This window comes from Mesorhizobium sp. M0938, assembly GCF_040319125.1.
Lineage (GTDB): Bacteria > Pseudomonadota > Alphaproteobacteria > Rhizobiales > Rhizobiaceae > Mesorhizobium > Mesorhizobium robiniae.
Window position 1 is genome coordinate 69,401 of sequence record NZ_JAMYNS010000011.1, and the last position, 24,756, is coordinate 94,156.

27 protein-coding genes and 1 pseudogene are annotated in these 24,756 nt (G+C 61.4%); 21 read left to right on the forward strand and 7 right to left on the reverse strand.

Features of this window, described 5'->3' with window-relative positions; genetic code table 11:
* Positions 1 to 7 precede the first annotated feature (7 nt).
* The 3 genes from NKH73_RS20185 to NKH73_RS20195 all read right to left on the reverse strand — a co-directional run bounded on the left by NKH73_RS20185 (position 8) and on the right by NKH73_RS20195 (position 3,842).
* Positions 8 to 382 carry a VanZ family protein gene (locus NKH73_RS20185; RefSeq protein ID WP_352935299.1) on the reverse strand — a complete coding sequence of 125 codons (375 nt, stop codon included), beginning with the start codon at positions 380 to 382 and terminating at the stop codon, positions 8 to 10.
* A 280-nt stretch (positions 383 to 662) separates the two neighbouring features.
* Positions 663 to 2,435: an SLC13 family permease gene (locus NKH73_RS20190; RefSeq protein WP_352935715.1), complete on the reverse strand. Its 1,773-nt coding sequence runs from the start codon at positions 2,433 to 2,435 to the stop codon at positions 663 to 665.
* Between the two features lie 516 nt (positions 2,436 to 2,951).
* On the reverse strand, positions 2,952 to 3,842 hold the full coding sequence (locus NKH73_RS20195) for a LysR family transcriptional regulator (RefSeq protein ID WP_352935301.1): 891 nt from the start codon (positions 3,840 to 3,842) through the stop codon (positions 2,952 to 2,954).
* Positions 3,843 to 3,979: 137 nt separating this feature from the next.
* Between NKH73_RS20195 and NKH73_RS20200 the strand changes: the two genes are divergently transcribed.
* The 3 genes from NKH73_RS20200 (at position 3,980) to NKH73_RS20210 (ending at position 5,557) form a co-directional block, all read left to right on the forward strand.
* Positions 3,980 to 4,705 (forward strand): SDR family oxidoreductase, encoded by a 726-nt coding sequence (locus NKH73_RS20200; RefSeq protein ID WP_352935303.1) that lies wholly within the window; start codon positions 3,980 to 3,982, stop codon positions 4,703 to 4,705.
* 10 nt (positions 4,706 to 4,715) lie between these two features.
* On the forward strand, positions 4,716 to 5,192 hold the full coding sequence (locus NKH73_RS20205) for a carboxymuconolactone decarboxylase family protein (protein WP_502893914.1): 477 nt from the start codon (positions 4,716 to 4,718) through the stop codon (positions 5,190 to 5,192).
* A 71-nt stretch (positions 5,193 to 5,263) separates the two neighbouring features.
* On the forward strand, positions 5,264 to 5,557 hold the full coding sequence (locus tag NKH73_RS20210; RefSeq protein WP_502893917.1) for an Atu4866 domain-containing protein: 294 nt from the start codon (positions 5,264 to 5,266) through the stop codon (positions 5,555 to 5,557).
* An 89-nt stretch (positions 5,558 to 5,646) separates the two neighbouring features.
* On the opposite strand, the gene cml is transcribed toward NKH73_RS20210, so the two are convergent.
* Entirely contained in the window at positions 5,647 to 6,852 is a 1,206-nt protein-coding gene (cml, locus tag NKH73_RS20215; RefSeq protein ID WP_352935306.1) for a CmlA/FloR family chloramphenicol efflux MFS transporter, read from the reverse strand.
* 313 nt (positions 6,853 to 7,165) lie between these two features.
* Here cml and NKH73_RS20220 point away from each other — a divergent pair, with 313 nt between their 5' ends.
* The 16 genes and pseudogenes from NKH73_RS20220 to NKH73_RS20295 all read left to right on the forward strand — a co-directional run bounded on the left by NKH73_RS20220 (position 7,166) and on the right by NKH73_RS20295 (position 21,459).
* Entirely contained in the window at positions 7,166 to 7,927 is a 762-nt protein-coding gene (locus NKH73_RS20220; protein ID WP_352935309.1) for an NYN domain-containing protein, read from the forward strand.
* 118 nt (positions 7,928 to 8,045) lie between these two features.
* A complete protein-coding gene (locus NKH73_RS20225; RefSeq protein ID WP_352935312.1) occupies positions 8,046 to 8,276 on the forward strand; it encodes a hypothetical protein in 231 nt (76 codons plus the stop codon).
* A gap of 116 nt (positions 8,277 to 8,392) precedes the next feature.
* A pseudogene (locus NKH73_RS20230) lies at positions 8,393 to 8,572 on the forward strand (DUF3597 family protein); the annotation flags it as partial.
* A gap of 141 nt (positions 8,573 to 8,713) precedes the next feature.
* Positions 8,714 to 8,974 carry a DUF982 domain-containing protein gene (locus tag NKH73_RS20235; protein WP_352935722.1) on the forward strand — a complete coding sequence of 87 codons (261 nt, stop codon included), beginning with the start codon at positions 8,714 to 8,716 and terminating at the stop codon, positions 8,972 to 8,974.
* Between the two features lie 56 nt (positions 8,975 to 9,030).
* Entirely contained in the window at positions 9,031 to 9,219 is a 189-nt protein-coding gene (locus NKH73_RS20240) for a DUF3606 domain-containing protein (RefSeq protein WP_352935315.1), read from the forward strand.
* Entirely contained in the window at positions 9,219 to 9,401 is a 183-nt protein-coding gene (locus NKH73_RS20245) for a hypothetical protein (protein ID WP_352935317.1), read from the forward strand. Before NKH73_RS20240 ends, NKH73_RS20245 begins: the two co-directional genes overlap by 1 nt.
* A gap of 142 nt (positions 9,402 to 9,543) precedes the next feature.
* Positions 9,544 to 10,593, forward strand: a complete 1,050-nt coding sequence (locus NKH73_RS20250) for a glycosyltransferase family 2 protein (protein ID WP_352935320.1) — start codon at positions 9,544 to 9,546, stop codon at positions 10,591 to 10,593.
* A complete protein-coding gene (locus tag NKH73_RS20255) occupies positions 10,574 to 11,275 on the forward strand; it encodes a class I SAM-dependent methyltransferase (RefSeq protein ID WP_352935323.1) in 702 nt (233 codons plus the stop codon). Before NKH73_RS20250 ends, NKH73_RS20255 begins: the two co-directional genes overlap by 20 nt.
* A gap of 78 nt (positions 11,276 to 11,353) precedes the next feature.
* The gene (locus NKH73_RS20260) at positions 11,354 to 12,844 is read left to right on the forward strand and encodes a hypothetical protein (protein WP_352935326.1); all 1,491 of its coding nucleotides are present in this window, start codon (positions 11,354 to 11,356) and stop codon (positions 12,842 to 12,844) included.
* A gap of 352 nt (positions 12,845 to 13,196) precedes the next feature.
* Complete coding sequence (gene kdpF, locus NKH73_RS20265; RefSeq protein WP_081609884.1) at positions 13,197 to 13,286, forward strand: K(+)-transporting ATPase subunit F; 90 nt, start codon at positions 13,197 to 13,199, stop codon at positions 13,284 to 13,286.
* Positions 13,287 to 13,320: 34 nt separating this feature from the next.
* Positions 13,321 to 15,024: a potassium-transporting ATPase subunit KdpA gene (gene kdpA, locus NKH73_RS20270; RefSeq protein ID WP_352935330.1), complete on the forward strand. Its 1,704-nt coding sequence runs from the start codon at positions 13,321 to 13,323 to the stop codon at positions 15,022 to 15,024.
* A 70-nt stretch (positions 15,025 to 15,094) separates the two neighbouring features.
* On the forward strand, positions 15,095 to 15,310 hold the full coding sequence (locus tag NKH73_RS20275; protein ID WP_352935333.1) for a hypothetical protein: 216 nt from the start codon (positions 15,095 to 15,097) through the stop codon (positions 15,308 to 15,310).
* Positions 15,307 to 17,400, forward strand: a complete 2,094-nt coding sequence (gene kdpB / locus NKH73_RS20280; RefSeq protein ID WP_352935336.1) for a potassium-transporting ATPase subunit KdpB — start codon at positions 15,307 to 15,309, stop codon at positions 17,398 to 17,400. The genes NKH73_RS20275 and kdpB overlap by 4 nt, the downstream gene beginning before the upstream one ends.
* 12 nt (positions 17,401 to 17,412) lie before the next feature.
* Positions 17,413 to 17,976: a potassium-transporting ATPase subunit KdpC gene (gene kdpC, locus NKH73_RS20285; protein ID WP_352935339.1), complete on the forward strand. Its 564-nt coding sequence runs from the start codon at positions 17,413 to 17,415 to the stop codon at positions 17,974 to 17,976.
* Between the two features lie 52 nt (positions 17,977 to 18,028).
* On the forward strand, positions 18,029 to 20,770 hold the full coding sequence (locus NKH73_RS20290) for a DUF4118 domain-containing protein (RefSeq protein WP_352935342.1): 2,742 nt from the start codon (positions 18,029 to 18,031) through the stop codon (positions 20,768 to 20,770).
* Complete coding sequence (locus tag NKH73_RS20295; RefSeq protein WP_352935346.1) at positions 20,767 to 21,459, forward strand: response regulator transcription factor; 693 nt, start codon at positions 20,767 to 20,769, stop codon at positions 21,457 to 21,459. The genes NKH73_RS20290 and NKH73_RS20295 overlap by 4 nt, the downstream gene beginning before the upstream one ends.
* Before the next feature lie 22 nt (positions 21,460 to 21,481).
* Here the strand turns inward: NKH73_RS20295 and NKH73_RS20300 are convergent, their stop codons facing one another.
* Positions 21,482 to 21,661, reverse strand: a complete 180-nt coding sequence (locus NKH73_RS20300) for an invasion associated locus B family protein (protein ID WP_352935349.1) — start codon at positions 21,659 to 21,661, stop codon at positions 21,482 to 21,484.
* Positions 21,662 to 21,772: 111 nt separating this feature from the next.
* Between NKH73_RS20300 and NKH73_RS20305 the strand changes: the two genes are divergently transcribed.
* Together NKH73_RS20305 and NKH73_RS20310 are read left to right on the forward strand one after the other, a co-directional pair.
* Complete coding sequence (locus NKH73_RS20305) at positions 21,773 to 22,069, forward strand: hypothetical protein (protein ID WP_352935352.1); 297 nt, start codon at positions 21,773 to 21,775, stop codon at positions 22,067 to 22,069.
* Positions 22,070 to 22,219: 150 nt separating this feature from the next.
* Positions 22,220 to 22,729 (forward strand): NUDIX hydrolase, encoded by a 510-nt coding sequence (locus tag NKH73_RS20310; RefSeq protein ID WP_352935355.1) that lies wholly within the window; start codon positions 22,220 to 22,222, stop codon positions 22,727 to 22,729.
* Here the strand turns inward: NKH73_RS20310 and NKH73_RS20315 are convergent.
* Both NKH73_RS20315 and NKH73_RS20320 read right to left on the reverse strand, forming a co-directional pair.
* Positions 22,705 to 23,556, reverse strand: a complete 852-nt coding sequence (locus NKH73_RS20315) for a citryl-CoA lyase (protein ID WP_352935358.1) — start codon at positions 23,554 to 23,556, stop codon at positions 22,705 to 22,707. The two genes, NKH73_RS20310 and NKH73_RS20315, sit on opposite strands and share 25 nt — an antisense overlap.
* A 13-nt stretch (positions 23,557 to 23,569) precedes the next feature.
* Entirely contained in the window at positions 23,570 to 24,754 is a 1,185-nt protein-coding gene (locus NKH73_RS20320; RefSeq protein WP_352935361.1) for a CaiB/BaiF CoA transferase family protein, read from the reverse strand.
* Between the last annotated feature and the right edge of the window lie 2 nt (positions 24,755 to 24,756).

Consider the following 24,756-nt stretch of genomic DNA (forward strand, 5'->3'; position numbering starts at 1 on the left):
GTCCGCCCTATGGCAGCCCTCCAGCGAGCCACTTTGTCCAGCTTGCGATTGTGATCCCACCGGCCATGCCAGCACAGTCGGCAATCCAGTCGAATACATCAGGACCGCGCCCTATCAGTTGCGCACCCTGAACAACCTCAATCGCCACGCCCGAAAAAGCGAGGAGAACAATCAGCTTTGCCTTGTGTTGCGTCCAGCCGAGGCTTCCCAAGGCCGCTAAAACGGCGAATGCGGCGGCGTGGGTGAGCTTGCCGTGATGCGTGAAGGTCACGCCCAAATCCTGCAAGAGCCACTCCGGAAAAAGAGCAAGCAGGAGAACGCCGGCCAGCGCAGCAAGAAAAGCAATCCTTGCCGCGATTGGATATGAGCCTGCGCGCAACAATATAGGTCAGCCCTTCATCCGAAATCTGGAGGCCACCGTCAGCACGAGGTAGTCCAGAACTAAGGCAGATTTTCAATCTCCGCTCCCCGGCGCATCGGCCGAACAGATGAAGCGTCTGCGTGGCCGATGAGCAGCGAAGCGCTTCTGGCCGAATTGCCGAGCAAGGATCAGATGATGACATTACGCATGTCACGTGAACGCTTTTTTGCCGGATGTTTCTCGAAGCTGCCTGATCGAAATCCACCCAATCTCGGTCATTCCCGATTTATGGGTTCACGACCTAGTTCATTGGCCATACGATCATAAGCATCGGCACAGCAACGATGACGACGAGGAACGACAGCGGCAGTCCCAGACGTGGATAATCGCTGAAACGGTAGCCGCCCGGCCCCATGACAAGCGTGTTGCACTGGTGCCCTATCGGGGTGAGAAAATCGCAGCCGGCGCCAATGGCGACTGCCATCAGGAACGCTTCCGGCTTGTAGCCGAGATCGCCGGCAAATTCGGCGGCGATAGGCGCCATGACGAGAACGGTGGCGGCATTGTTGAGGAATGGCGTAACGGCCATCGCGGCGACAAGGATGAGCATCAGGGCGCCGGGCGCCGGCAGAATAGTCCCCAGTTTGGCAAGTTCGCCGGCAATCACTCCTGTCGCCCCTGTACTGCGTAGCGAATCGCTCACAGGAATGAGAACGGCGAGCATGAGGAGGATTGGACCGTCCAGCGATTGGTAGACCTCCCGGATCGGGATGACCTTGAAAAGCACCATCCCGACCGCGGCCGCAAAGAAAGCGACGGAGACCGGGAACAGTCCAAATGCAGTCGCCGCCATGGCGAGCGCCAAGATCGTTACCGGCACGATACCCTTGCGGACGCTACCGAGCAGGATAGCCCTTTCTGCCAGCGGCAGGCAGCCGAGTTCACGCAGTATCTCGGGTATCGCCGCAGCATTGCCCTGCAGCACGACGACGTCGCCGAGCCTTAGCTGGATTTCGGCCAGCCTGCGGTCAAGGCGCTCACCGTGGCGGCTGACAGCCAGGAGGTTGACATTGAAGCGATCGTAAAGGGCAAGGCGCTGGGCTGTCCAGCCAATCAAAGAGGAGCTTTCACCGATTACGGCTTCGATGGCGATCATCTCGCTGGTCGTGTCGTCACCACCGACCCTATCGCCCGTAACGCTGAGTTTACCCTGGGAGACAAGGCGATCCAGCGCCTCTGGGTCGCCCTCGAGGAGCAGAATGTCGTTCGCCTTGAGGACAACGTCGGGCAGCGGCGTCATCCGCATCGTCCGATTGCGCAGGATCGACGTCACGATAGCATCGCCGCCGGAAAGCTTCATGAGGTCTGCGACGGTTTTGCCGAGCACCGTGGAATCGCTGACAATTCGAGCCTCGGTCAGGTAATTCTTGATGTCGATGGCTTCATTCAGCGACCCGCCTAGCTTTTCGCGCACCGGTAACAGCCAGTAGAAAAACATCAGGAAGATCGTTCCGGCGGCCGCAAGGGCGGCTCCAACAGGGGTGAAGTCGAACATTGTGAAGGCGGTGCCGGTCAGCTCCTCCCGCACACGCGACACAACGATATTGGGAGATGTTCCCACCTGCGTCATGAGCCCACCGAGCAGCGACCCGAACGCCATAGGCATCAGGAATATCGAGGGTGAAACGCTTGACCGGCGCGCGAACTGGAAGGCGATCGGAATCATTATAGCGAGCGCACCGATATTCTTTACAAAGGCAGACAGGATCGTGACCATGATCACCAGCAGCGCCAGTTGCGACCGAACTCCCGATACGTTCGGAACAAAGCGCTTGATGGCGACTTCCATGATACCCGAGCGTGCTATGCCTGCGCTCACCAGCAAGGCGCTGCCGACAATGATCACGATATCGTCGCTGAACCCGCTAAAGGCTTCGTCAAAAGGCACAATACCAACCGCGAGTGCAAGCAACAGTGCCGCGGCTGCGATCAGATCATATCGATAACGACCCCATACGAACGCTGCCATCATCACGAAGATAATGGCGAACGACAGGATTTGCGGCGTGGTCATGTCTTCGGATGCTCCGCCGCTGCTACGGCTGACCAGAACGGCCAAACCGCCCTTTAGTTGCTTTGGCAGATCGCGGCGTTGCTGGCACGCTTACCCCTGACGATGATCGCCACCTCGTCGCCAATGTTCATGCCTGCGCCATATGGTGATTCCGACGCACCCGGCATCTTCGCCAGAGTTTAATATTAGCTATTACTAATTACTGTATCCGGGCAGTGGGGGTCTTCGGTTTCTACCGCAGATCGGGCTGCAATCCGATCGGCCCGCGTCCTCTGCCAGAGGCCCGGGCTTGTGGTGGCTCAGCAATATCCCGACATCGTTCAGCGTGGAATTGCAGGTATTCCCGAGACTGAGCGCACCGTTGCCGGCGGCCCGGCAGCCTATTGGGGGTGACCGGCCGGCCACCGGGCCTGACCGGCTTGCGCCGGCTTATGAAAAGATGCGCTCATGCTAATATAATTGCAACATCGAGATGCCGATGCACGCAGCGATCTGGCCTCCCGCGCCTAAAAAGCGCTAGCCAAGATGCCGTAGGTGATCGACGAGGGCGCGCAGCTTCGGCGCTACGTTGCGGCGGCTCGGATAATAGAGGTAGAAGCCGGCAAAGCGCGGGCAATAATCCTCGAGAACCGGCATCAGTTCGCCCCGGTCGATCGACGGCCGAAAGCTCTCTTCCATGCCGAAGGTGATGCCGGCGCCGGCGATGGCGAGCTTTATCATCAACGCCATGTCGTTGGTCGTGATCTCAGGCGCAACGGCGACGCTGAACTCCTTGCCGTTCTCAGCGAATTCCCAACGATAGGGCGCGACCTTCGGTGCGCGGCGCCAGCCAATGCAGCGATGGCCCGCGAGCTCGCTCGGATGCGAAGGCGCCCCAAACCGATCGCGATAGGCAGGCGCGCAGACGGCCAGCTGCCGCTCATCGCCGGCGACAGACACCGCGATCATGTCCTGCTCGATCACTTCGCCGAGCCTGACGCCGGCATCGTATCCCTCGGCGACGATATCGAATTCCTCGTCCGTTACGGTGATGTCGATCTGAACCTCCGGATTGGCTTCGGCAAAGGTCGCCAGGAACGGTCCTGAAAGAAAGCGCTCGGCGATGGATGAAACGGCGAGGCGCAACTGCCCGCGCGGACGCCCGCGCAGGTCCCCGGTGGTCTCCATTGCCGCGCGCATGTCGGCAATGGCCGGCGCTATCTCGGCGTAGAGGCGTTCGCCAGCCTCGGTCAGGCTGACGCTTCGCGTCGTGCGCCGGACAAGCGCAATACCGAGCGTCTCTTCCAGCCGCTTCATCGCCTGGCTCACCGCCGAGCGGGTGACGCCCATGCGGTCCGCAGCCGCGCGAAAGCTCCGCTCCTCGGCGATGAGGGCAAACACCGCAAGCGCATTCAGATCCGGCTGCATTGGTTAGCTGTACTTTCCACGCTGTGAAGGAATGGTCGGCTTATCGCAACAGTGAAACAGATCCATCTTCGTGGCAACCGCTGCATCGCGGTTCGCAAGGTCAACCAGACGCAAGATCAACCAGACGGAGACGAAACATGTCCCTCAACAAAGTTGTGCTCATCACCGGGGCTTCGAGCGGCATTGGCGCCGCCATCGGCCGGGAGCTTGGTGTTGCCGGAGCAAAAGTCATGCTCGGTGCGCGCCGAACCGATCGGCTGGACACGCTCGCGGAAGAGATCAGGGCAAAAGGCGGGGAGGCAATGACGCGCCGGCTGGACGTGACCGACCGTGCCGATGTCGCCGCGTTTGCCGAGGCGGCGCGCCAGGCCTGGGGACGCGTCGACGTGATCGTCAACAATGCCGGCGTCATGCCGTTGTCGCTGATGGTCTCGATGAAGATCGACGAGTGGGACCGAATGGTCGACGTCAACATCAAGGGCGTGCTCTACGGCATCGCCGCGGTGCTGCCGGAGATGACGGCCCGAGGCTCCGGCCACGTCGTCAACATTGCCTCGATCGGCGCGCTTTCGGTGTCGCCGACAGCCGCCGTCTATTGCGCAACCAAATATGCGGTCCGGGCGATCTCCGATGGCTTGCGGCAGGAGCACGACAACATCCGCGTCACCTGCATCCATCCCGGCGTGGTCGAGAGCGAGCTTGCCGACACGATCACCGATCCGGTGGCAGTGGAAGCGATGAAGACTTATCGCGCCATCGCGCTGCAGCCCGACGCGATCGGCCGTGCCGTGCGCTTCGCCATCGAACAGCCGGAGGATGTCGACGTGAACGAGATCGTCATCCGCCCGACAGCCAACACCTAAGGAGGCAACAATGGGTTTTCGTTTTCGCAACTCGTACTTCGCGATCGCCGTCGCGTTCCTGCTCGGCGCGGTCCCCCAAGCCGTCAAATCGCAGACGATGGAAGAGCGGCTGCAACGCGGCGATGCCGTCGTCAGGAGCCTGAACAATGGCGCTCCGCAGCCTACGCTGGAACGCATGAGACAGGAGTTTCCGTTCCTGGCTACAGCAACCCAGGGCTATGCGCTCGGCGACGTCTGGTCCCGTCCGGGGCTCGACAACCGCACACGCCAACTCGCCGCCGTTGCCGTATTCGCAGCCATGGATGAGGCCGCCTTCCTGAAGATTCATGCCGGCTATGCACTCAATATCGGCGTGTCCGAAGGCGAGCTGAAGGAAGTCATCTACATGGTGACGGTTCCGGCCGGATTCCTCCGCGCGATAAAAGCATCGCAAGCGCTCTCGGAGCTGTTCACTGAGCGTCGCGCCGCTTCCGCCAAACAACCCTGAGGCGCTGTCCCATGAAACAGGTTCCAATACTTGCCGCTGCCGTGCTTCTCGCTAGCGCGGCGGTCTTACCCATGCAGAAAGGTCTCGCCCAGATGAGTATCGAGCAAACCACATCTGCCCAGGTTTCGGAAGGCCACCCCTATGTCGGGATGTGGGTCACAGCCGATGGTCATATCCGCCACAACTTGCTTCCAAACGGTCGCTATGACGAAGCGCGCGGAAACCGCGAGAGCGCATACCAGGGACGATATGAGATCCGAGGAAATCACATCGACTACTGGGATGACACCGGCTTCACAGCCGATGGCGAATTTATTGACGGCGTACTGCACCACGCCGGCATGATCTTGTATCGGAAGAAGTAGTGGCCGGTGATGCTCGACGTTTCGTTAGCGGGCAGAGACTGCCGGCATGATTGAGATGCCGGGCGGCATGAAATACCGCCCGGCAGATCTCACCGCTTTTGGAAGCGGTGGGCGCGAGACTGGAGCAACGCCAGCCCGATCGACACCAGCACCGCCATCACGGCTGCATAGCCGATCAGCGGCCATGCGCTATCCCCATTCAACATCGTCACCGCCAACGTTCCGGCAGCGCCCACGATAAGGCTCTGAATGCAGAAATAGAAAGCGACGGCCGATCCGGCGATGTCATCGAATTCCGCAAGGGCGCCATTGGCCGTGACCGATGCGGTAAGGACGATGCCAACCGCCATCACCCACATCGGCACGATGAAACTGCCGAAGGACGGTGAGCCGAAAACCTGACCGAGACAGAGAAGAACCGCGCCGCACAGCAGCAAGGCCATGCCCCGTGCCACGCTTCCGGCAACGCCCCAGCTGACGACAAAGGCCTTTGCGAAGCGGGCTGCCACGATCATGACGCCCGCAACGGTGGCGAAGGCGATGCTGAACCGGAGCTCCGAATAACCGGCCCGATCGACAAGGACACGCGGCGCCGTCGAGAAAAACACGAAGAAGGTGCCCATAGCCGCGCTGAACGCTAATGTGTAGGTCCAGAACGACAGGCTGGCGAAGATCGGCAGCACCGACCGGCGGACGGCGGCTTGGCCTTCGGGCCGGGTTTCATGCCATCTGAACGCGGCGTTCAGTATGGCTGGTGCAGACAGCACCGCAAGAACGATGAAGATCGCCCGCCACCCAAAATTGTCCGCAATCAGCGCTCCCGCGACAGGGCCGAGCGCCGGCACGAAGGCCAGCATCGAACTGAACAGGCCATAGATGACGACGCCTTCCGGGCGATCGGCATAGACGTCCCGAACCGTAGCGAAAGTTGCGACCAGCGCCGCCGCGGCGCCGACGGCCTGCAGCAAACGAAAAGCGACGAAGAGCGTGGCAGTCGACGATGAGGCAACTCCCAGTGAAGCGGCAGCGAAAAGCACGGCGCCGGCGAGCAGCACCGGGCGCCGCCCGATACGATCCGAGATCGGCCCGAACACGACCTGCCCCACGCCAAGCATCACCATGTAGAGGCTCAGCGTCAGCTGGATCACGAGTGGGCTCGTGCTCAGCATTGCGAGCATCGCCGGAACGATGGGAAGATAGATATCCATCGCCAGAGAGGCGAGAACGTCAAAAGGTGCCATCAGCAGCAAGGCTGCCGACAGCGAATGGCCCCAGGCGGGGCGTGTGATGGTCATGACAATTATCCGCTCGAATAAGAGAAATCCGGCGGCGTCTGCTTGTCAGCATCGGCTGGGGTAAGTTCGACAGAGCGCCGCAACAACAAAGCGAGTTGTTGCGGCTTACCTGTCCGACGACTTTGCGGCTCCCATGCCGATGCTCCATGCGATAAAATGATTGAGCGAGCCCCTTACCCGACTACCCCCGGCTTTACAACGACGTTGCAGGGGACCTCGACGGAAGCCCTGCCCCGGGAATCCTGATAGAGAGGTGTCGGATATTGCCGCTGCACCATATGTCATCTGGTGCGAAGCCAAAAAGGGGCTCACCTTGCCTACCGAACCACGCTCTCCACGGCTTGCAGTGCTGATCGACGCAGACAATGCCTCGGCCAAGATCGCCGACGGGTTGTTCGAGGAAATCGCAAAGATCGGCGAGGCAAGCGTTCGTCGCATCTATGGCGATTTCTCCAGCACCCGTTCGAAGGCATGGGCCGATGTGCTGTCGAAGCACGCGATCATCCCGCAGCAGCAGTTCGCCTACACCACCGGCAAGAACGCATCCGACATCACGCTCGTCATCGACGCGATGGACCTTCTCCACAGCGGGCGGTTCGAAGGCTTCTGCCTGGTGTCGTCCGACAGCGATTTCACCCGACTTGCTGCTCGCATCAGGGAGCACGGCGTCGACGTTTATGGATTTGGCGAGCACAAGACACCGGAGAGTTTTCGGCAGGCATGCCGCCGGTTCGTATACACCGAGAACCTGCTTTCGACTGCGCCAGCCAACGCTCAGGACGCGGCGCCGACGAAATCTTTGCAGCCACCCAGCGCCGCGACGCCGATTATCACCAAGGTCATTTCACAGATGGAAACAGAGGATGGCTGGGTACCGCTCGGCATCGTAGGCAATCAGCTCGCCAATCTCGCATCGGACTTCGATCCGAGAACCTTCGGTTTCCGCAAGCTGAGCGATCTCGTGCGCAAGACGAATGCCTTTGAGATCGATCGCCCCGAGGGTGGAGCGGTGCGCATCAGGATCAAGCCGGCTGCGAGGAGCCGAGAAAAAGCAAAATCGGCCGCGTCGCGTTGAGCTCCACGAGGGGCAACTGTCCCGGTCCGATTGGCCTGGTCGGACCACTATTTCGCTGGCGCAAACTGCCGATTGGCGTATCATTTCCGTGGGAGAGGGTTCATGGCGGAGGAGGCCAATGAACATCGTTTCGAGAGTGCCTGTCGTTGACTTGACGGCCGAGGAACTTGTTTCATCTGCACTTTCAAAATTCCGCGCCGGCGACACCATATCGACCAGAGCCGCAATAGAAGCCATCCGCCGGGCAGGCCCAGCTTGTGACGACAGCGACGACCAACTCGTCGAGCTTATCGTCATGAGCGCAATTGGTAGGACCATGGGGGTCGTGTTCGACCACCGGTCCCGCTAATGCATGTCACCCAAAGCCCCGGCCTTCGGCTTAATTGCCTGGACTGGTGTGGTTACGCGGCAGGCTTCGAAACAGCGCCCTCGCCTGTTACACGTGACAGCCCGTCGGGTCGCAATGACGCCATGAAGGCCCTCGATATCGACAGCAGCCTCGCCGCCCGCAAGGAGTTTGCTCGCGATCTGAGCTACACCGGCGACATGAGCGACACTGCAACCATGAATGTATGGCTGCACGGTGCATTGATGAAAAAGCTTGCCGAAAATGGCGGCAAGATCCCAAGCGATCTGGCTGCCTAGTTCTGCCCTCCCTGACCTTCGGAATGGGCCAGACCAAAAAGTGCGAGCGCCACCCGATGTCATCGAGAGGGCCTCGCTCATCGTCTCTGGAACGAATACCCCGCTGCGCCGTTTTCTCGCTGGAGCCGAGGAGTGGCGTCAATGCGCGATGAACAATTCGACGTTCCCGTGACCATCGAGAGCGCACGGACCGGACGGCCCCTCTCTGTTACGAGGACGGTCCAGGCGGCCACGCTTCTGGTCGACAAATGGCCAGACGAAAATCGCGGGCCGAAATATCGCGCAGCCTTAAAAGCCATGATGGATGCGATGGAGCAGCGTCGGGCAGTCGGCAGTGCGCGGCGGGCGTTCACGGCTGCGGCCAAGGAAGCCCATCTGTTTGTGCGCGAAGGCCGGCGCTAAGGAACCTCACGAAATTTCCGTCGTTATGCTCCAGGCTCGAGACGAGGAGAACTGCTATGGCCGACGACAAGACCAAGACCGACAACCGCGATCGCTCGCAAGTGGCGGGCGATGAAGACTATGAGGTGAGGCATTTCGCCGAGGAAGCCGGCATCACTCCCGATCAGGCTCGCACGCTGATCAAGCGCCACGGCACCGATCGCAAGGTGCTGAACGAAATCGCACAGAGCATAAAGGCGTTGTGATGACTGGCAAAAAGGCCGCCATGGCCGATCGGAAGAAACGCGAACCGGACGACAAGGAAGCCCTGCGTCTCGCCGAAACCACCGATGTTTCGCCCAACCAAGCGAAGGATCTGATGCGCAAGCATGGCAAGGACAGCGCCAAGGTCGAGAAGGAAGCGAAGAACTTCAAGGCCGAAGGCTGAGCCACCGATTTGGCGGAGCGGCCGCCCACGACGTCGTGCGCCGCCACGCTTGGTTTGTCTGACGTTGCCGGCCGACCTGAGCGGTTTATCGGTTTTCTAACAAATTCGGCCTATTCCCGTTCTAATAACGGGAGCTGGGCTTTTGGCGCAAACAGGGAAAATCGACACGCGACGAGCCATTGCGCTGTCTATCGTCGTGCCGTGCTACAACGAAATCGGGGGGATCGCCGAGCTTTACCGGCGCGTCACGGCCGCTTGCCGTGAACAAGCGGGGCATTCCTACGAGATCGTCCTCGTCGTCGATGGAGCAACCGACGGTACGCGAGAGGCAATTTTCGAGCTCGCCAGACAGGACAGCCACGTCGTCGGATTGGATCTTGCCCGCAACTACGGCCACCAGATCGCGCTCAGCGCCGGCCTGGAGTTTTGCCGCGGCCAGCGCATTCTCATTCTCGATGCCGACCTTCAGGATCCGCCGGAATTGCTCGAAGCCATGATGGCAAAGATGGATGAGGGTTTCGACGTCGTCTATGGCCAGCGGCTGAGGCGGCAAGGCGAAGGCTGGTTCAAGCGCGCGACGGCGGCCGTGTTCTACCGTCTGCTCCGCAGGATGGTCGATGTCGACATGGCGCTCGATTCCGGGGACTTTCGCCTGATGAGCCGCCGGGCGCTCGATCATCTCAATGCGATGCCCGAGCGCTACCGCTTCATTCGCGGCATGGTGAGCTGGATCGGTTTGAAACAGGTGCCCTTTCCCTATGAACGGCACGAGCGCTTCGCCGGCGCCACGCACTATCCCCTGAAGAAGATGGTGCTTCTGGCAATGGACGCGATGACCAGCTTCTCGATCGTGCCACTGCGGTTTGCCTCGCATCTCGGCATGATCTTCGGTTTGCTCGGACTTGCCGCGCTCGGCTACACGCTGTTCTCATGGTTTGCCGGCAGCGTCTTGCCCGGCTGGACCAGCCTGGCAGCGATCGTCCTGATCCTTGGCAGTGTCCAGCTTCTGGTCCTCGGGATTTTCGGCGAGTATCTCGGGCGCATGTATATGGAGACCAAGCGGCGGCCTCTCTATCTCGTCAACGAGATCGCTGCCCACGATCCCGCCGCCGCGAAGCTGCCCGTCCACCAACTGCAGGAACTGGCTCGGGAAATGACAAAGGGAGCCGCGCGTGCTTCAGGCCGAGTTTGACCAGTTCGCGCAGGAATATCAGCAGCAGCACGCCGCAAGCATCCGGCTGAGCGGCGAAACGCCGGATTTCTTTGCGCAGTACAAGATCGACGACGTCGCGGCACGACTTGCTCGCTCCGGTGTGAAACCGCGGCGGATACTCGACTTTGGCGCCGGCGTCGGCAATTCGCTGGGACCCATGCGCGCCGCGTTTCCCGACAGCGAAATCACCTTGCTCGACCCGTCCTCGCAGTCGCTCGACATCGCCCACATGCGCTTTCCCGGCCAGGCTTATTTCAGGCACTTCGACGGCGAAACGATCCCTTATGCAGACGGCAGTTTCGATCTCGTCTTCGCCGCCTGTGTGTTCCATCACATCCCTGAAAACCTCCATGTCGGCCTGATCAAGGAGATCGAGCGCGTGCTGGCTGACGGCGGCAGCTTCTTTCTGTTCGAGCACAATCCCTGGAATCCGCTGACGACGCACGCAGTCCGAAGCTGTGCCTTCGATGAGAACGCGGTTCTGATCAACGGCCGCGACATGCGAGCGCGAGTAGCCGCAGCGGGCTTCTCCAGGGCCGATATCGTCTACCGGATTTTTTTCCCGCGCCTGTTCGCAAGGTTGCGGCCCCTGGAACGCTACTTGAGCGGGATTCCTGTGGGGGCTCAATATTTCGTGCATGCGCTCAAGCCTGCCGTCTGACCGACCGCCTTGCCCCTCGGATGAGTGACACGCCGAAACCTCTGATCAACCTGCCGCAAAGCGGCCTGGAGACATGATATGAACGTGGTGCAGGCGACCATGGTGGCGGCGTCGCCGGTCAATGACGCCCAGCGGTCGCGGTTGATGTTCTGCCTGCTCGTCGCGCCTCTCGTTGCGTTCGCGCTTTGCGCCCATGCTGCCGAAATCCTGCAGGACCCCGACTGCTGGTGGCAGGTCAAGGTGGGGCTCGACCTGCTGGCAAATCGTACGTTCCCGCTTGTCGACAGCTATTCCCATACCTTCGCCGGCCAGCCATGGATCGCCAAGGAATGGCTTGGGCAGATTCTCCTCGCATCTGCCTACACCGTAGGCGGCTGGAACGGCGTGGCAACGCTGATCATCGCCACCATCGCGCTGACGATGTCGCTGCTGTCATGGCATCTCAGCACCTGGCTGAGACCGATCGCAGCGGTCGGACTGGCCCTGTTCGCGGCGGCCATGATCTCCCCCATTTACACCGCACGTCCCCACATCTTCACCTTGCCCATTATCGTGATCTGGGCGGCAACGCTTTTCCGCGCGGCGCGCAATGAGCAAGCACCGCCTCTCTGGCTGCTTAGCCTGCTCGTGCTATGGGCTAATCTCCACGCGACCTTTACTGTGGGCTTCGTCATTGCGGCTTTCGCCGGCCTCGATCTCCTTGCGCGAACCCGCCTATCCAACCCCGTGCTCCTCGCCAAATGGGTTGCTTTCGGACTGCTTTGCCCGCTGGTCAGCCTGATCAATCCCTATGGCGTCAAGGCCATCCTCGCCACATTCACAGTCGCCTACGGCAATGAAGCGGTTCCCCTGATCACCGAGTGGCGACCCTTCGATGTCTCGGATCAACCGCTCCAGGAAGTGGGTATCCTGCTGTTCGTTTTCGCGCTGCTTGTGTCGAGACTTCGCATCGGCTGGGCCAAGGCTCTGTTCATCATCTTTGCCTTGCATATCTACCTCACCCATTTGCGCTTCATGTATCTGTTCTTCCTGCTGGTGCCGATCGTGATTGCGGCCGAGATAGGAGAGCAATATCCAGCACTTTCCCTGGCGAAATGGATGGCGGACAAGCGCGACGGGTTGGAACGGTTTTTCGCCAAATGGTTTTACCAGATCTGCGGCGCGGCCGGCGTTCTGGTGATGGGCGTGGTAGCCATGCTCACCAGCGCCTATCAGGTCGAGCCAAGCCAGAAGACTTCCGCCAGGGACGCGCTTGCATTCGCCGAAAGTCATCATCTGTCAGGCAACGTCCTGAATTCTTACAATTTCGGCGGCACCTTGATCTTCCACGGCTACAAGACATTCATAGACGGTCGGACGGATCAGCTCTTTCTCGACGGCTTCACGAAGACCGACACCGAAATGGGCCGCAGCGGCGGCAAGCCGATCCTCGCGGCACAGCTCAACAAATATGCGATCGATTGGGCGCTGCTGAGCGCGGACGACAGCCGCATTCCCTTCTTCGACGAGCTGGAATGGAAACGGGCATATTCCGATAAATACGCCGTGATCTACGTGCCTGGCGCCTGATTTCGGCAGCTTTGTTGCTAGCACACGACTTTGAAACGCCATGCCGGCGTTGAGATCGCGACAGTAAAATCCTTATAGGAATTTTATTTCTTTCCTGTCCGCGACGTCTCGAACCTTTATGGCTTTTTGATCCATATTTACCGCGAAACACACGTCACGGTCACTGCTTGCTGCGGTGACCGTGTGTTTTCACGTGATTTCCGCCCAGCCATTCGCAGGCGAAACGAATAAAACGAAGATAAGGAACATCCGCGATGGACGTCATCGTTCTTGGAATCGGGGTTTTGTTTTTTGCCCTGTTCTTCGCCTACATCAAAATTTGCGACAGTCTCTAGGCGGAAGGATCGCAAAAATGCTTGTCGACTATATCCTTGGTGGCGGCGTGACCTTGTTTCTTCTCGCCTACCTGACTTACGCCCTCGTTCGCCCAGAACGCTTCTGACAGCAACTGGCGCCAGGCACGGAAAGCTATGTCAATGACTCTCTACGGATGGCTACAGATCCTCGTCTACTGCGGCATCGTCGTTTTGCTTGTGAAGCCGCTCGGCGGCTACATGTATCGCGTTTTCAGCGGCGACCGCACATTCCTCTCGCCGATTCTGGGCCCCGTCGAGCGGAGCCTTTATCGCATCTCGGGAACCAGCGAGCGCGAGGAGCAGCACTGGACCTCCTATGCGGCGGCCTTGCTGTTCTTCAACCTGGCCGGCTTCCTGGTGCTTTACTTCCTGCAACGGCTGCAAGGCAGCCTGCCTTACAATCCCGCCGGCATGACCGCCGTCGAACCCGGGCTCGCCTTCAACGCCGCCGCCAGCTTCATGACCAACACCAACTGGCAGAACTATGGCGGCGAAAGCACGATGTCCTATCTCGTGCAGATGGCCGGCCTCACCGTGCAGAACTTCCTGTCGGCGGCAACCGGTATCGCCGTCGCGATCGCGCTGATCCGCGGCTTCACCAAGGCTTCCGGCAAATCGATCGGCAATTTCTGGGTCGACATGACCCGGTCCACCCTTTACCTGCTGTTGCCGCTCTGCATCGTGCTGACGCTGGTCTATGTCTATCTCGGCGTGCCGCAAACGCTCGGCGCCTATATCAACGCAACGACGCTCGAAGGCGCGCAGCAGACGATCGCAGTCGGGCCAGCCGCCTCGCAGATCGCCATCAAGATGCTCGGCACCAATGGCGGCGGCTTCTTCAACGCCAATGCCGCGCATCCGTTTGAAAATCCCGACGCGATCTCGAACCTGATCCAAATGGTTTCGATCTTCGCCATCGGTGCGGCGCTAACCAACGTCTTCGGCCGCATGAACGACAACCAGCGCCAGGGTTGGGCGATCCTGACCGCGATGGGCGTCCTGTTCATCGCTGGTGTCGCCGTCTGCTACTGGGCGGAAGCATCGGGCAATCCGCTGGTTCACGCGCTGGGCATTGACGGCGGCAATATGGAAGGCAAGGAAACGCGTTTCGGCATTGCTTTGTCGGCGCTGTTTGCGGTCATCACCACGGCCGCGTCCTGCGGCGCCGTCAATGCCATGCATGACAGCTTCACCGCGCTTGGCGGCATGATCCCGATCATCAACATGCAACTCGGCGAGGTCATAGTGGGCGGCGTCGGAGCCGGTCTCTACGGCATCCTGATGTACATCGTGATCGCCGTCTTCGTCGCCGGACTGATGGTCGGACGCACGCCCGAATATCTCGGCAAGAAGATCGAGGCCAAGGAGATCAAGATGGCAATGCTGGCCATTCTCTGCCTGCCGCTGGCGATGCTGGTCTTCACCGCCATCGCGGTAGTGCTGCCGACAGGCGTCGCCTCCATGGCCAATGCCGGCCCGCACGGCTTCTCCGAGGTTCTCTATGCCTACACCTCGGCTGCCGCCAACAACGGCTCGGCCTTTGGCGGCCTGACCGGCAATACGCCCTGGTACAACATCACGCTAGGCATCGGCATGCTGATGGGCCGCTTCCTGGTCATCATCCCGGCTTTGGCAATTGCCGGTTCGCTGGTCGCCAAGAAGACTGTGCCCGCCTCTGCCGGCACCTTCCCGACCGACGGGACGTTGTTCGTCGGGCTGCTGGTCGGCGTCATCCTGATCGTTGGCGGCCTCACATTCTTCCCGGCTCTGGCGGTTGGGCCGATCATCGAGCACCTGGCTGGCATCCACGGGCAGACATTCTGAAAACCGCCCCGCCTTGGATCCCCCACCTTGGATCCCCCACTTTTGGATCCCCCACTTTTGGATCAATGTCATGTCCTGGTTCGAACCCATACGTCGCAAGTTTCGCCATCGGGAAGATCAGAAGGGCGAGGCAAACCCTCCGCCTTTCCCGACCCTGTCCACCTTCTTCGGCATTGCGGCAGTCATGTTCGTGATCTGGTTGCTGGCCTCCGGGCTTCCGCATCTGCTTTCGGCATACGATCGATCGGTGCCATCCAACAACATCGACACTGGAGCCACTAAATGAGCCAGTCCAAATCGGCTGTAATCATGGATGCCCGCATCCTGCTGCCTGCCATCGGCGGCGCCTTCAGGAAACTGAACCCGCGCACCTTGATGCGGAATCCGGTGATGTTCGTCGTCGCCGTCGTCTCGGCACTCACCACTGTCCTGTTTGCCAAGGATCTTGTCACTGGCGGCGGCGATCTCGGCTTCTCGCTGCAGATCATCATCTGGCTGTGGTTCACCGTGCTTTTCGCCAACTTCGCCGAAGCGGTCGCCGAAGGCCGAGGCAAGGCGCAGGCCGATTCGCTGCGCAAGGCGCGCACCGAAACCCAGGCCAAGCTATTGACCGGCGACGACCGCAGCAAGTTCAAGCTGGTGCCGGGCACAGGCCTGAAGGTCGGCGACGTGGTGCTCGTCGAGGCCGGCGACATCATCCCGTCGGACGGCGAGGTGATCGAAGGCGTCGCCTCGGTCAACGAGGCGGCGATAACAGGCGAATCCGCTCCGGTCATCCGCGAATCCGGCGGCGACCGTTCGGCGGTGACCGGCGGCACGCAGGTGCTGTCCGACTGGATCCGCGTACGCATCACCGCCGCATCCGGCCACACGTTCCTCGACCGCATGATCTCGCTGGTCGAAGGCGCGGAACGTCAGAAGACGCCCAACGAGATCGCGCTCAATATCCTGCTCGTCGGCATGACGCTGATCTTCGTGCTGGCAACGGCGACGATCCCGAGCTTCGCCTCCTATTCGGGCGGCTACATCTCGGTGACCGTCCTGGTCGCCCTGTTCGTGACCTTGATCCCGACGACGATCGGCGCGCTGCTTTCGGCCATCGGCATCGCCGGCATGGATCGCCTGGTGCGCTTCAACGTGCTGGCCATGTCGGGCCGCGCCGTCGAGGCGGCGGGCGATGTCGACACGCTGCTGCTTGACAAGACCGGCACGATCACGCTCGGCAATCGCCAGGCGACGGCATTCCGCCCGGTCAAGGGCGTCACCGAGCAGGAGCTGGCCGACGCGGCGCAGCTTGCCTCGCTTGCCGATGAAACGCCTGAAGGCCGCTCGATCGTCGTGCTGGCCAAGGAGAAATACGCCATCCGCGCCCGCGACATGGCAACACTGCATGCCACTTTCGTGCCTTTCACCGCGCAAACCCGCATGAGTGGCGTCGACATCGATGGCTCGTCGGTCCGCAAGGGCGCCGTCGAATCGGTGCTCGCCCACGTCAATCAGTCGACCGTCGCCACCCATGCTACGCGCCCCAGCAGCGGCACCGTCCTCGACCTGCAGGCAATCGCCGACGACATCGCCAAATCCGGCGGCACGCCGCTGGCGGTCGAGCGCGACGGACGCCTGCTCGGCGTCGTCCATCTCAAGGACATCGTCAAGGGCGGCATCAGGGAACGGTTCGCCGAACTGCGCAAGATGGGCATCCGAACGGTGATGATCACCGGCGACAATCCGATGACGGCGGCGGCGATCGCAGCGGAAGCCGGCGTCGACGACTTCCTTGCCCAGGCGACGCCCGAGGACAAACTGAAGCTGATCCGCGACGAACAGGCCAAGGGCAAGCTCGTCGCCATGTGCGGCGACGGCACCAATGATGCGCCCGCCCTTGCCCAGGCCGATGTCGGCGTTGCCATGAACACCGGCACGGTCGCTGCGCGCGAAGCCGGCAACATGGTCGACCTCGATAGCGATCCGACCAAGCTGATCGAGATCGTTGAAATCGGCAAGGCGCTGCTGATGACGCGCGGCTCGTTGACGACCTTCTCGATCGCCAACGACGTGGCCAAGTACTTCGCCATCATCCCGGCCATCTTCGCCGTCTTCTACATCGCGCCGGGGCAGACATCAGGCCCGCTGCAGGCCCTCAACATCATGCATCTGGCAACGCCGCAGAGCGCCATTCTCTCGGCCATCATCTTCAACGCGCTGATCATCATCGCGCTGATCCCGCTGTCGCTGAGAGGCGTCAAATATCGCGCGATCGGCGCCGGGGCGCTGCTCAGCCGGAACCTTCTTGTCTACGGCCTCGGCGGTATCGTCGTCCCCTTCGTCGGCATCAAGGCGATCGACATGGCCATCACCGCGCTTGGCCTCGCATAAGGAATTACGTCCATGCTCAAGCAAATCAGACCCGCGATCATCATGATCGTTTTCTTCACCGTGCTAACCGGCCTGATCTACCCGATCGGCATGACCGGCATTGCTCAGGCTGTGTTCCCGCGACAGGCCAATGGCAGTCTGATCGAGAAAGACGGCAAGGTCATCGGCTCCGAACTGATCGGCCAGACCTTCGCCGGCGACCGCTATTTCCATGGCCGCCCATCGGCCGCCGGCGACGGCTACAATGCCAGCGCATCGAGCGGTTCGAATCTCGGTCCGACCAATCCCAAGCTGATCGACCGCATCAAGGGCGATGCCGACAGGCTGAAGGCGGAAAATCCGGACCAGCCGGTGCCGATGGATCTGGTCACGAGTTCAGGCAGCGGCCTCGATCCGCATATCAGCCCCGAAGCCGCCTATTTCCAGGTCGCCAGGGTGGCCAAGGCCAGGGGGATAGCCGGAATCAAATCCCTGGTCGACAGCCATGTCGAGAACCGCGAGCTCGGTTTCATGGGAGAGCCGGTGGTCAATGTTCTGGCGCTCAACCTGGCGCTTGACGAGGCCACCAAGCAATGAATGGCTGGCCGGGGATCGACACCACCTCCGGCGCCATTCATGATCGATTCTGATGCCGGACGACAGCCGCAACGAAACCAGACCATCACCCGACGCACTGCTTGATCATGCGGAACGGGAGGCGCGCGGTCGCCTTCGGATATTTCTGGGCGCGGCGCCCGGTGTCGGCAAGACCTACGAGATGCTGATGTCGGGCCGTGCAAGATTGGCCGACGGGATTGACGTCGTGATTGGCGTTGTCGAAACGCACGGCCGCAAGGAAACCCAAGCGCTGGTCGACGGCTATGAGGTGATTCCGCGTCGCCAGGTCGACTACAAAGGGCGCATCCTCGAGGAGATGGATATCGATGCCATTCTGGCCCGGCGCCCGGCGCTGGTCCTCGTCGACGAGCTCGCCCATACCAACGCGCCGGGCAGCCGCCATCCCAAGCGTTATCTCGACGTCCAGGAAATCCTGACGCACGGCATCGACGTCTATACGACGCTCAACATCCAGCATGTCGAAAGCCTGAACGACGTCGTCGCCCAGATCACGCGCGTCAGGGTGCGTGAGACGGTTCCAGACTCCATCATCGACCATGCCGACGACATCGAGATCATCGATCTCACGCCCGACGACCTGATCAAGCGGCTCGAGGAAGGCAAGGTCTATTTCCCGCATACCGCCCAGCGCGCCATCGAGAACTATTTCTCGCCGGGCAACCTAACGGCGCTTAGGGAACTGGCGCTGCGCCGCACTGCCCAGCGCGTCGACGAACAGTTGCTGATCCACATGCAGGCCCACGCGATACCCGGGCCCTGGGCGGCCAGCGAACGTGTCTTGGTCTGGGTCGACGAGGATCCGCGCAGCGCGTCCCTAGTGCGCTATGCTCGCCGCCAGGCCGAGCGACTTCGCGCATCATGGCTGGCGCTCTACGTCGAAACGCCGCGTTCCCTGTCCGAACAGGATCGCGACAGGCTTGCGTCAACGCTTCGCCTCGCCGAACAACTGGGTGGCGTCGCCGTCACCATACCCGGTCAAGACGTCGCCGCCGACATACTGCGCTACGCGGCGGCAAACAACGTCACCCACATCATAACAGGCAAGCCGCGCAAGCCGCGCTGGCGGCAGTTGTTCGACGGCTCCGTCACCTATGATCTGATACGCGACGCCGGCAAGATCAGCGTTCACGTCGTCTCCGGCGACGACCAAGCACAAGTCCAGCCGGCACGAGGTGTCACCTCGGCGCGAGCGGCGCGCCTCGACGTCAAGCCCTATTTGATCGTCACCGCTTACGTTGTCGCGGGGTTGCTTTTCGGGCTGCTGTTGTCGCGCGTGCTCGACGTGCGCAACATCGCTCTTGTCTTCCTGATGGGAGTGCTGGTGTCCGCCGTCACGGCGGGCCTGTGGCCGGCGATATTCGCTTCCGTTCTCAGCGCCATGGCCTTCAACTTCTTCTTTCTCGATCCGCTGTACACCTTGAACATCAGCGACCCGGAAAGCGTCGTCGCGCTCGGCTTCTTCTTCTGCGTGGCAGTCATTGCCAGCAATCTGACGGCGCGGGTGCAGCGCCAGGCCGTGGCGGCACAGTCCCGCGCCCGCACAACCGAGGATCTATATCTGTTCTCGAAGAAGCTGGCCGGAACAGGCACGCTCGACGACGTTCTCTGGGCGACCGCCTTCCAGATCGCCTCGATGCTGAAGCTGCGTGTGGTGCTGCTTCTGCCTGAAAACGGCACGATTACGGTCAAGGCCGGCTATCCGCCCGACGACACCCTGGCCGAAGCCGACATCGCCGCGGCACTCTGGGCCTGGGAGCACAACCGCGCTGCGGGACGCGGCGCCGACACGCTGCCCGGAGCAAGACGCCTGTATCTGCCGCTGCGGACCGGGCGCACCGCCGTCGGCGTCGTCGGCCTCGACAACGACAAGCAAGGACCGCTGCTGACGCCCGAGCAGCAGCGGCTGCTCGATGCCCTCACCGACCAGGCGGCGGTGGCCATCGAACGCATCCAGCTTGTCGCCGACGTCGACCGGGCCAAGCTTGCTGCGGAGGCGGACCGCCTGCGCTCGGCGCTGCTAACCTCGATTTCCCACGACCTGAAAACGCCGCTTGCAGCGATCATGGGCGCCGCCGGCACGCTCAGGGAATTCGCGCCGGCACTTCCCGAACCGGATCGTGCGGACCTGCTGTCGACCGTGCTCGACGAATCGGAACGGCTGAACCGCTTCATCGCCAATCTGCTCGACATGACCAAGATCGAATCCGGGGCGATGGAGCCGAACTACGCCTTCCACTATGTCGGCGATATTGTCGGTTCCGCGCTGCACCGAGCCAGGAAAATCATCGGCGAACATAAGACCGACATAGATATTCCGGCCGACCTGCCAATGCTGAGGCTTGACCCCGTTCTGTTTGAGCAGGTGCTGTTCAACCTCCTCGACAACGCGGCGAAGTATGCGCCGCCTGGTTCCACGATCCGCCTGCAGGGCTGGCTCGACAACGGCTTCGTCACCCTGCAGATCATGGACGAGGGTCCGGGCATTCCGCCGGCCGATCTGGAGCGCGTTTTCGACACGTTCTACCGGGTGCGCAAAGGCGATCAGGTCCGTGCCGGCACCGGGCTTGGACTTTCGATCTGCCGCGGCTTCATCGAGGCGATGGGCGGGATGATTTCGGCGGCCAACAGGACCGACCGTTCTGGTGCGGTTTTTACCATCAGAATGCCGGTGCCGACGGAATTGCCGACTGTGGACGACCCCAACGGCGATGACCAAGATGTGGGCGCTCCCGACATGGATAGCTTGCCATGACCAATCTGGACGTCAAGATATTGGTCGTCGATGACGAGCCGCCGATCCGCAAGCTGCTTCGCGTCGGCCTTGGCAGCCAGGGCTATGCGATCAGTGAGGCGCCCAACGCCAAAACCGCGATCGAACTCATGGAGACTGAAAAGCCGGACCTGGTCCTGCTCGATCTCGGCCTGCCCGGCATGGGCGGCCACGAATTGCTGCGCAAGTGGCGGGATGACGGCTTCGACATTCCCGTGGTCATCCTTTCCAGCCGCACCGATGAGGCCGGCATCGTCTCGGCACTTGAACTCGGCGCCGACGACTATGTCACCAAGCCGTTCGGCATGAACGAGCTTGTCGCGCGCATCCGCGTGGCGCTTCGCCACAAATTTCAGCAACAGGGCGAGAAGCCGGTTTTCCATACTGGCGATCTCACGGTCGATCTGGTGAAGCGCATCGTCACCGTCGAGGGCAGGGAGATAAAGCTCTCGCCGAAGGAATATGACATCCTGCGTATCCTGGTGCAGCATGCGGGCAAGGTTCTCACCCACCATTTCCTGCTGAAACAGGTCTGGGGCGATTCGACCGATGTGCAATATCTCAGGGTCTATGTGCGGCAGCTCAGGCAAAAGATCGAGAAGACGCCCGACCAGCCGCGTTACATCACCACCGAAACCGGCGTTGGATACCGTCTGCGCGAAGTGGATTGAATATAATCCGGAGGAACTGGAGTCAGTCTGCCGAGAGTTCCGCGGTTCGGGCAAGCGCGCCGCTGAAGCCGGTCAACGAGATGGGGAAGCTGATCGGCTGGCCCGTATCGACCGCGACCGCGTTGATCTTCAAAATGGTGGCGACCTTGAGCAGCGGCGTGATTTTCGCGTCGAATGTCCACAGCCCGGCGTCGACGGGCATTCAGTTCGGCAGCTCAACCCGCCAATTCCGCTTCGGCGAGGCTTTAACCATGGCATCACCAGACAAACGCCCTATATGATTGGAGGCTCAGTTTCGCGCGGGAATGGATAGATGTCGACGCTTCGCCTATCGACGATCTTCATGTCGGCAATGCTGGCAACAGCAATGCTGTCGGGCGCTGCTGTCTCGGCGCAGAACGTCACTCCCGCCAACCGCAACGCGCTGGTCCTGCCAGGCGAATTGCAGATGCTGGAGAACAGGCTGCGGCGGCAGCAATATCAGCAGCAGCAACAGCAGTTCCGTGCCCAGGATCGCGAGGTCGCGCCGCAACGGCCAGATGTGCAGCAGATGCGGCCTACGTGCCAGTTGCGGCGCTCGGGCAGCCGCTTTATCAGCACCTGCCGCTGATGAGCCGGTACTTTTCATTTATTAGCCGACTTAGAGACTTGAACACCGCTCTACTTGAAGTAGCATCGAAGGCGGTTTTGATTTCGCAACGTGCCTTTGTGCTTGGGCACTGCCCTGATTGGATCATCGGGCCTGATTGGAACATCGGGAATGGCAGCCACCAAGAAGAAGGTCGTACGCAAGGCAAGGAAGGGGGAGCGGGTCCGTCAGGTCGCGGCTATTCCTTTTCGGCTGAGCGAGCATGGGGACGTTGAGGTGATGCTGGTCACCTCGATATCGACAAGGCGCTTTATCGTGCCCAAAGGCTGGCCGATGAAGGGCAAGAGTGGACGCAAGGCAGCCACGATCGAAGCGCGGGAAGAAGCCGGCGTCCTCGGCAAGACGCTGAAGCAGTCGGCCGGCACCTATTCCTACTGGAAGCGGCTGACGAACCGCTTCGTCCGCGTCGACGTCACCGTCTATCTGCTGGCGGTGACGGAGGAGCTGGCCAACTGGCAGGAAGCCAAAAGACGGAAGCGGGCATGGCTGACGCCGGAAGACGCAGCAGTGCTTATCGACGAGCCCGAGCTTTCAACGCTGCTGAAGAACTTGAAGGTTTCCCAACCTGCGCTCGCTAGCGAGCTTGAACCAGGGCCTCATTTGGAATCGTCGTCTCCCTGAGGAAAAGGCCGCACCGGTGTGCCGGTATAGGCCCACAACCATTCGCGCGGCAGCGGCCCCTTGTTGCGGTCGCTCTGCTGCGACTGCTCCCACGCATGCGCCAGGATGCCCACGGAGCGCGACAGCACGAAAAGGCCGCGTGTCAGCGGCGGCGGAAAGCCGAGCTCGCCATAGATGACGGCGGTGGCGCCGTCGATGTTGAGCGGGATCTTCTTGCCCTTGCGCCGAGCCACCTCGTCCTCGACAGCCTCGGCGATGTCGGCGAAACGTCCGCTGACGACGCCGCGCGCGGCAAAATCGCGGGTTAGCTCGATGAGGCGCGGCGCCCGCGGGTCGACCGGGTGGAAGCGGTGCCCGAACCCCGGCACATAGGATTTTTCCTCGGCGAAAAAACGATCGAGCCGCGTCGCTACGGCATCGGCGAGCGCCGCCCCTGCGTCCAATGCCGCGGCGATCTCACCGTAGAAGGTAAGCGCCTGCTCGCCGGCGCCGCCATGCACATCGCCGAGCACGTTGATGGCCGAGGCCATGGCGCTGTTGATGCCGACGCCGCAGGTGGCGGCCATGCGGGCGATGGCGATCGACGGCGCCTGCGGGCCGTGGTCGACGGCCGCACCGAGCGCGATGCCGAACAGCGCCGCCTGCTCCTCGCCAGGCAGTTCGCCGCGCAGCATCAGCCAGATTATCGCCGGAAAGCTGACGCGGCCGATCAGGTCCTGGATCTCATAGCCGCGTAGGCGGATCACGCCGGGGCGCATTTCGATGATATCGGTCTGCCACCATTCCTCGCCACGCTCGCGGCCGGTTTTTTTCCCAACGTTGCTCATGGTCTCGTGTCGCTCATGCCTGCGCTCTCTTTTTTGCCCGGGGCGGCAGGCTGGCGAATACCTCGTCCATATGTTCGCCCAATCTTGGCGGCGGCTTGGTCGGCAAGGGTGCTGCGCCATCGACCATGAACCCGCCGCGCACGACGGTCAGCGGCCGGTCGATGTTCGGCATGCCATCGAAACGGGTGGTCATGTCGCGCCCGATCACTTGCTGCTCGGCCAGCACCTGCGGGATCGTCAGCACCCTGCCCGCCGGCACGCCTGCCCGATTGAGCGTCTCCTCCCAGGTCGCGGCCGAGCCACTCGCCAGGGCGTCCTCGATCAGCGCCTTCAAGGCGATGCGATTGCGCTTGCGCGTTTCGCGCTCTGCAAAGCGCGGGTCCGACGCCAGGCCGGGCAGCCCGATCAGCCGGCAAAGCGTGACGAACTGCTCCTGCTTGTTGGCGGCGATGTTGAGCAGACCGTCGCCGGTGCGAAACGATCCGGAAGGTGCAGCCGTCATGTTCTCATTACCCATCGGCTGCGGCTCGACATCAGCAGTCAGATAGTTGGAAACCGGCCAACCCAGCGCAGAAAGCGTGGATTCGAGCATCGACACGTCGAGGAAAGCGCCCTCGCCTGTCGTCTTCTGCTTCACAAGTGCCGCAGCGATGGCAAACGCCCCGACCAGCCCACCCAGCGTGTCGGCGACGGGATAGCCGACACGCAGCGGCGCGGTCTCCGGCGTGCCGGTGATGCTCATGATTCCGGAAAGGCCTTGGATGATCTGGTCGTAGGCCGGATTGTCGCGCATCGGCCCGGTTTGGCCGAAGCCCGAAATCGCGCAATAGACAAGGCTGGGGCGGACCTCTTTCAGCCTCTTATAGCCGAGCCCCAGCCGGCCCATCACCCCCGGCCGAAAATTCTCGACCAGCGCGTCGGCGGAGGCGACCAGATCGAGGAAGCGTTCGCGATCGGCCTCTTTTTTGAGATCGAGCACCACCGATCGTTTGCCGGCGTTCTGCGCCAGGAACGAAGCGCCCATCCCAGCGCTGTTGAGTTCCGGCGAGCCGCCGAGCTGGCGCGCCAGATCACCACCCTGCGGCGCTTCGACCTTGATCACGTCGGCCCCGAGCAACCCCAACTGATAGGCGCAATAAGGGCCAGCCAGGACATTGGTCAGGTCGAGGACGCGGATACCGGACAGCAGATCGGTCATGA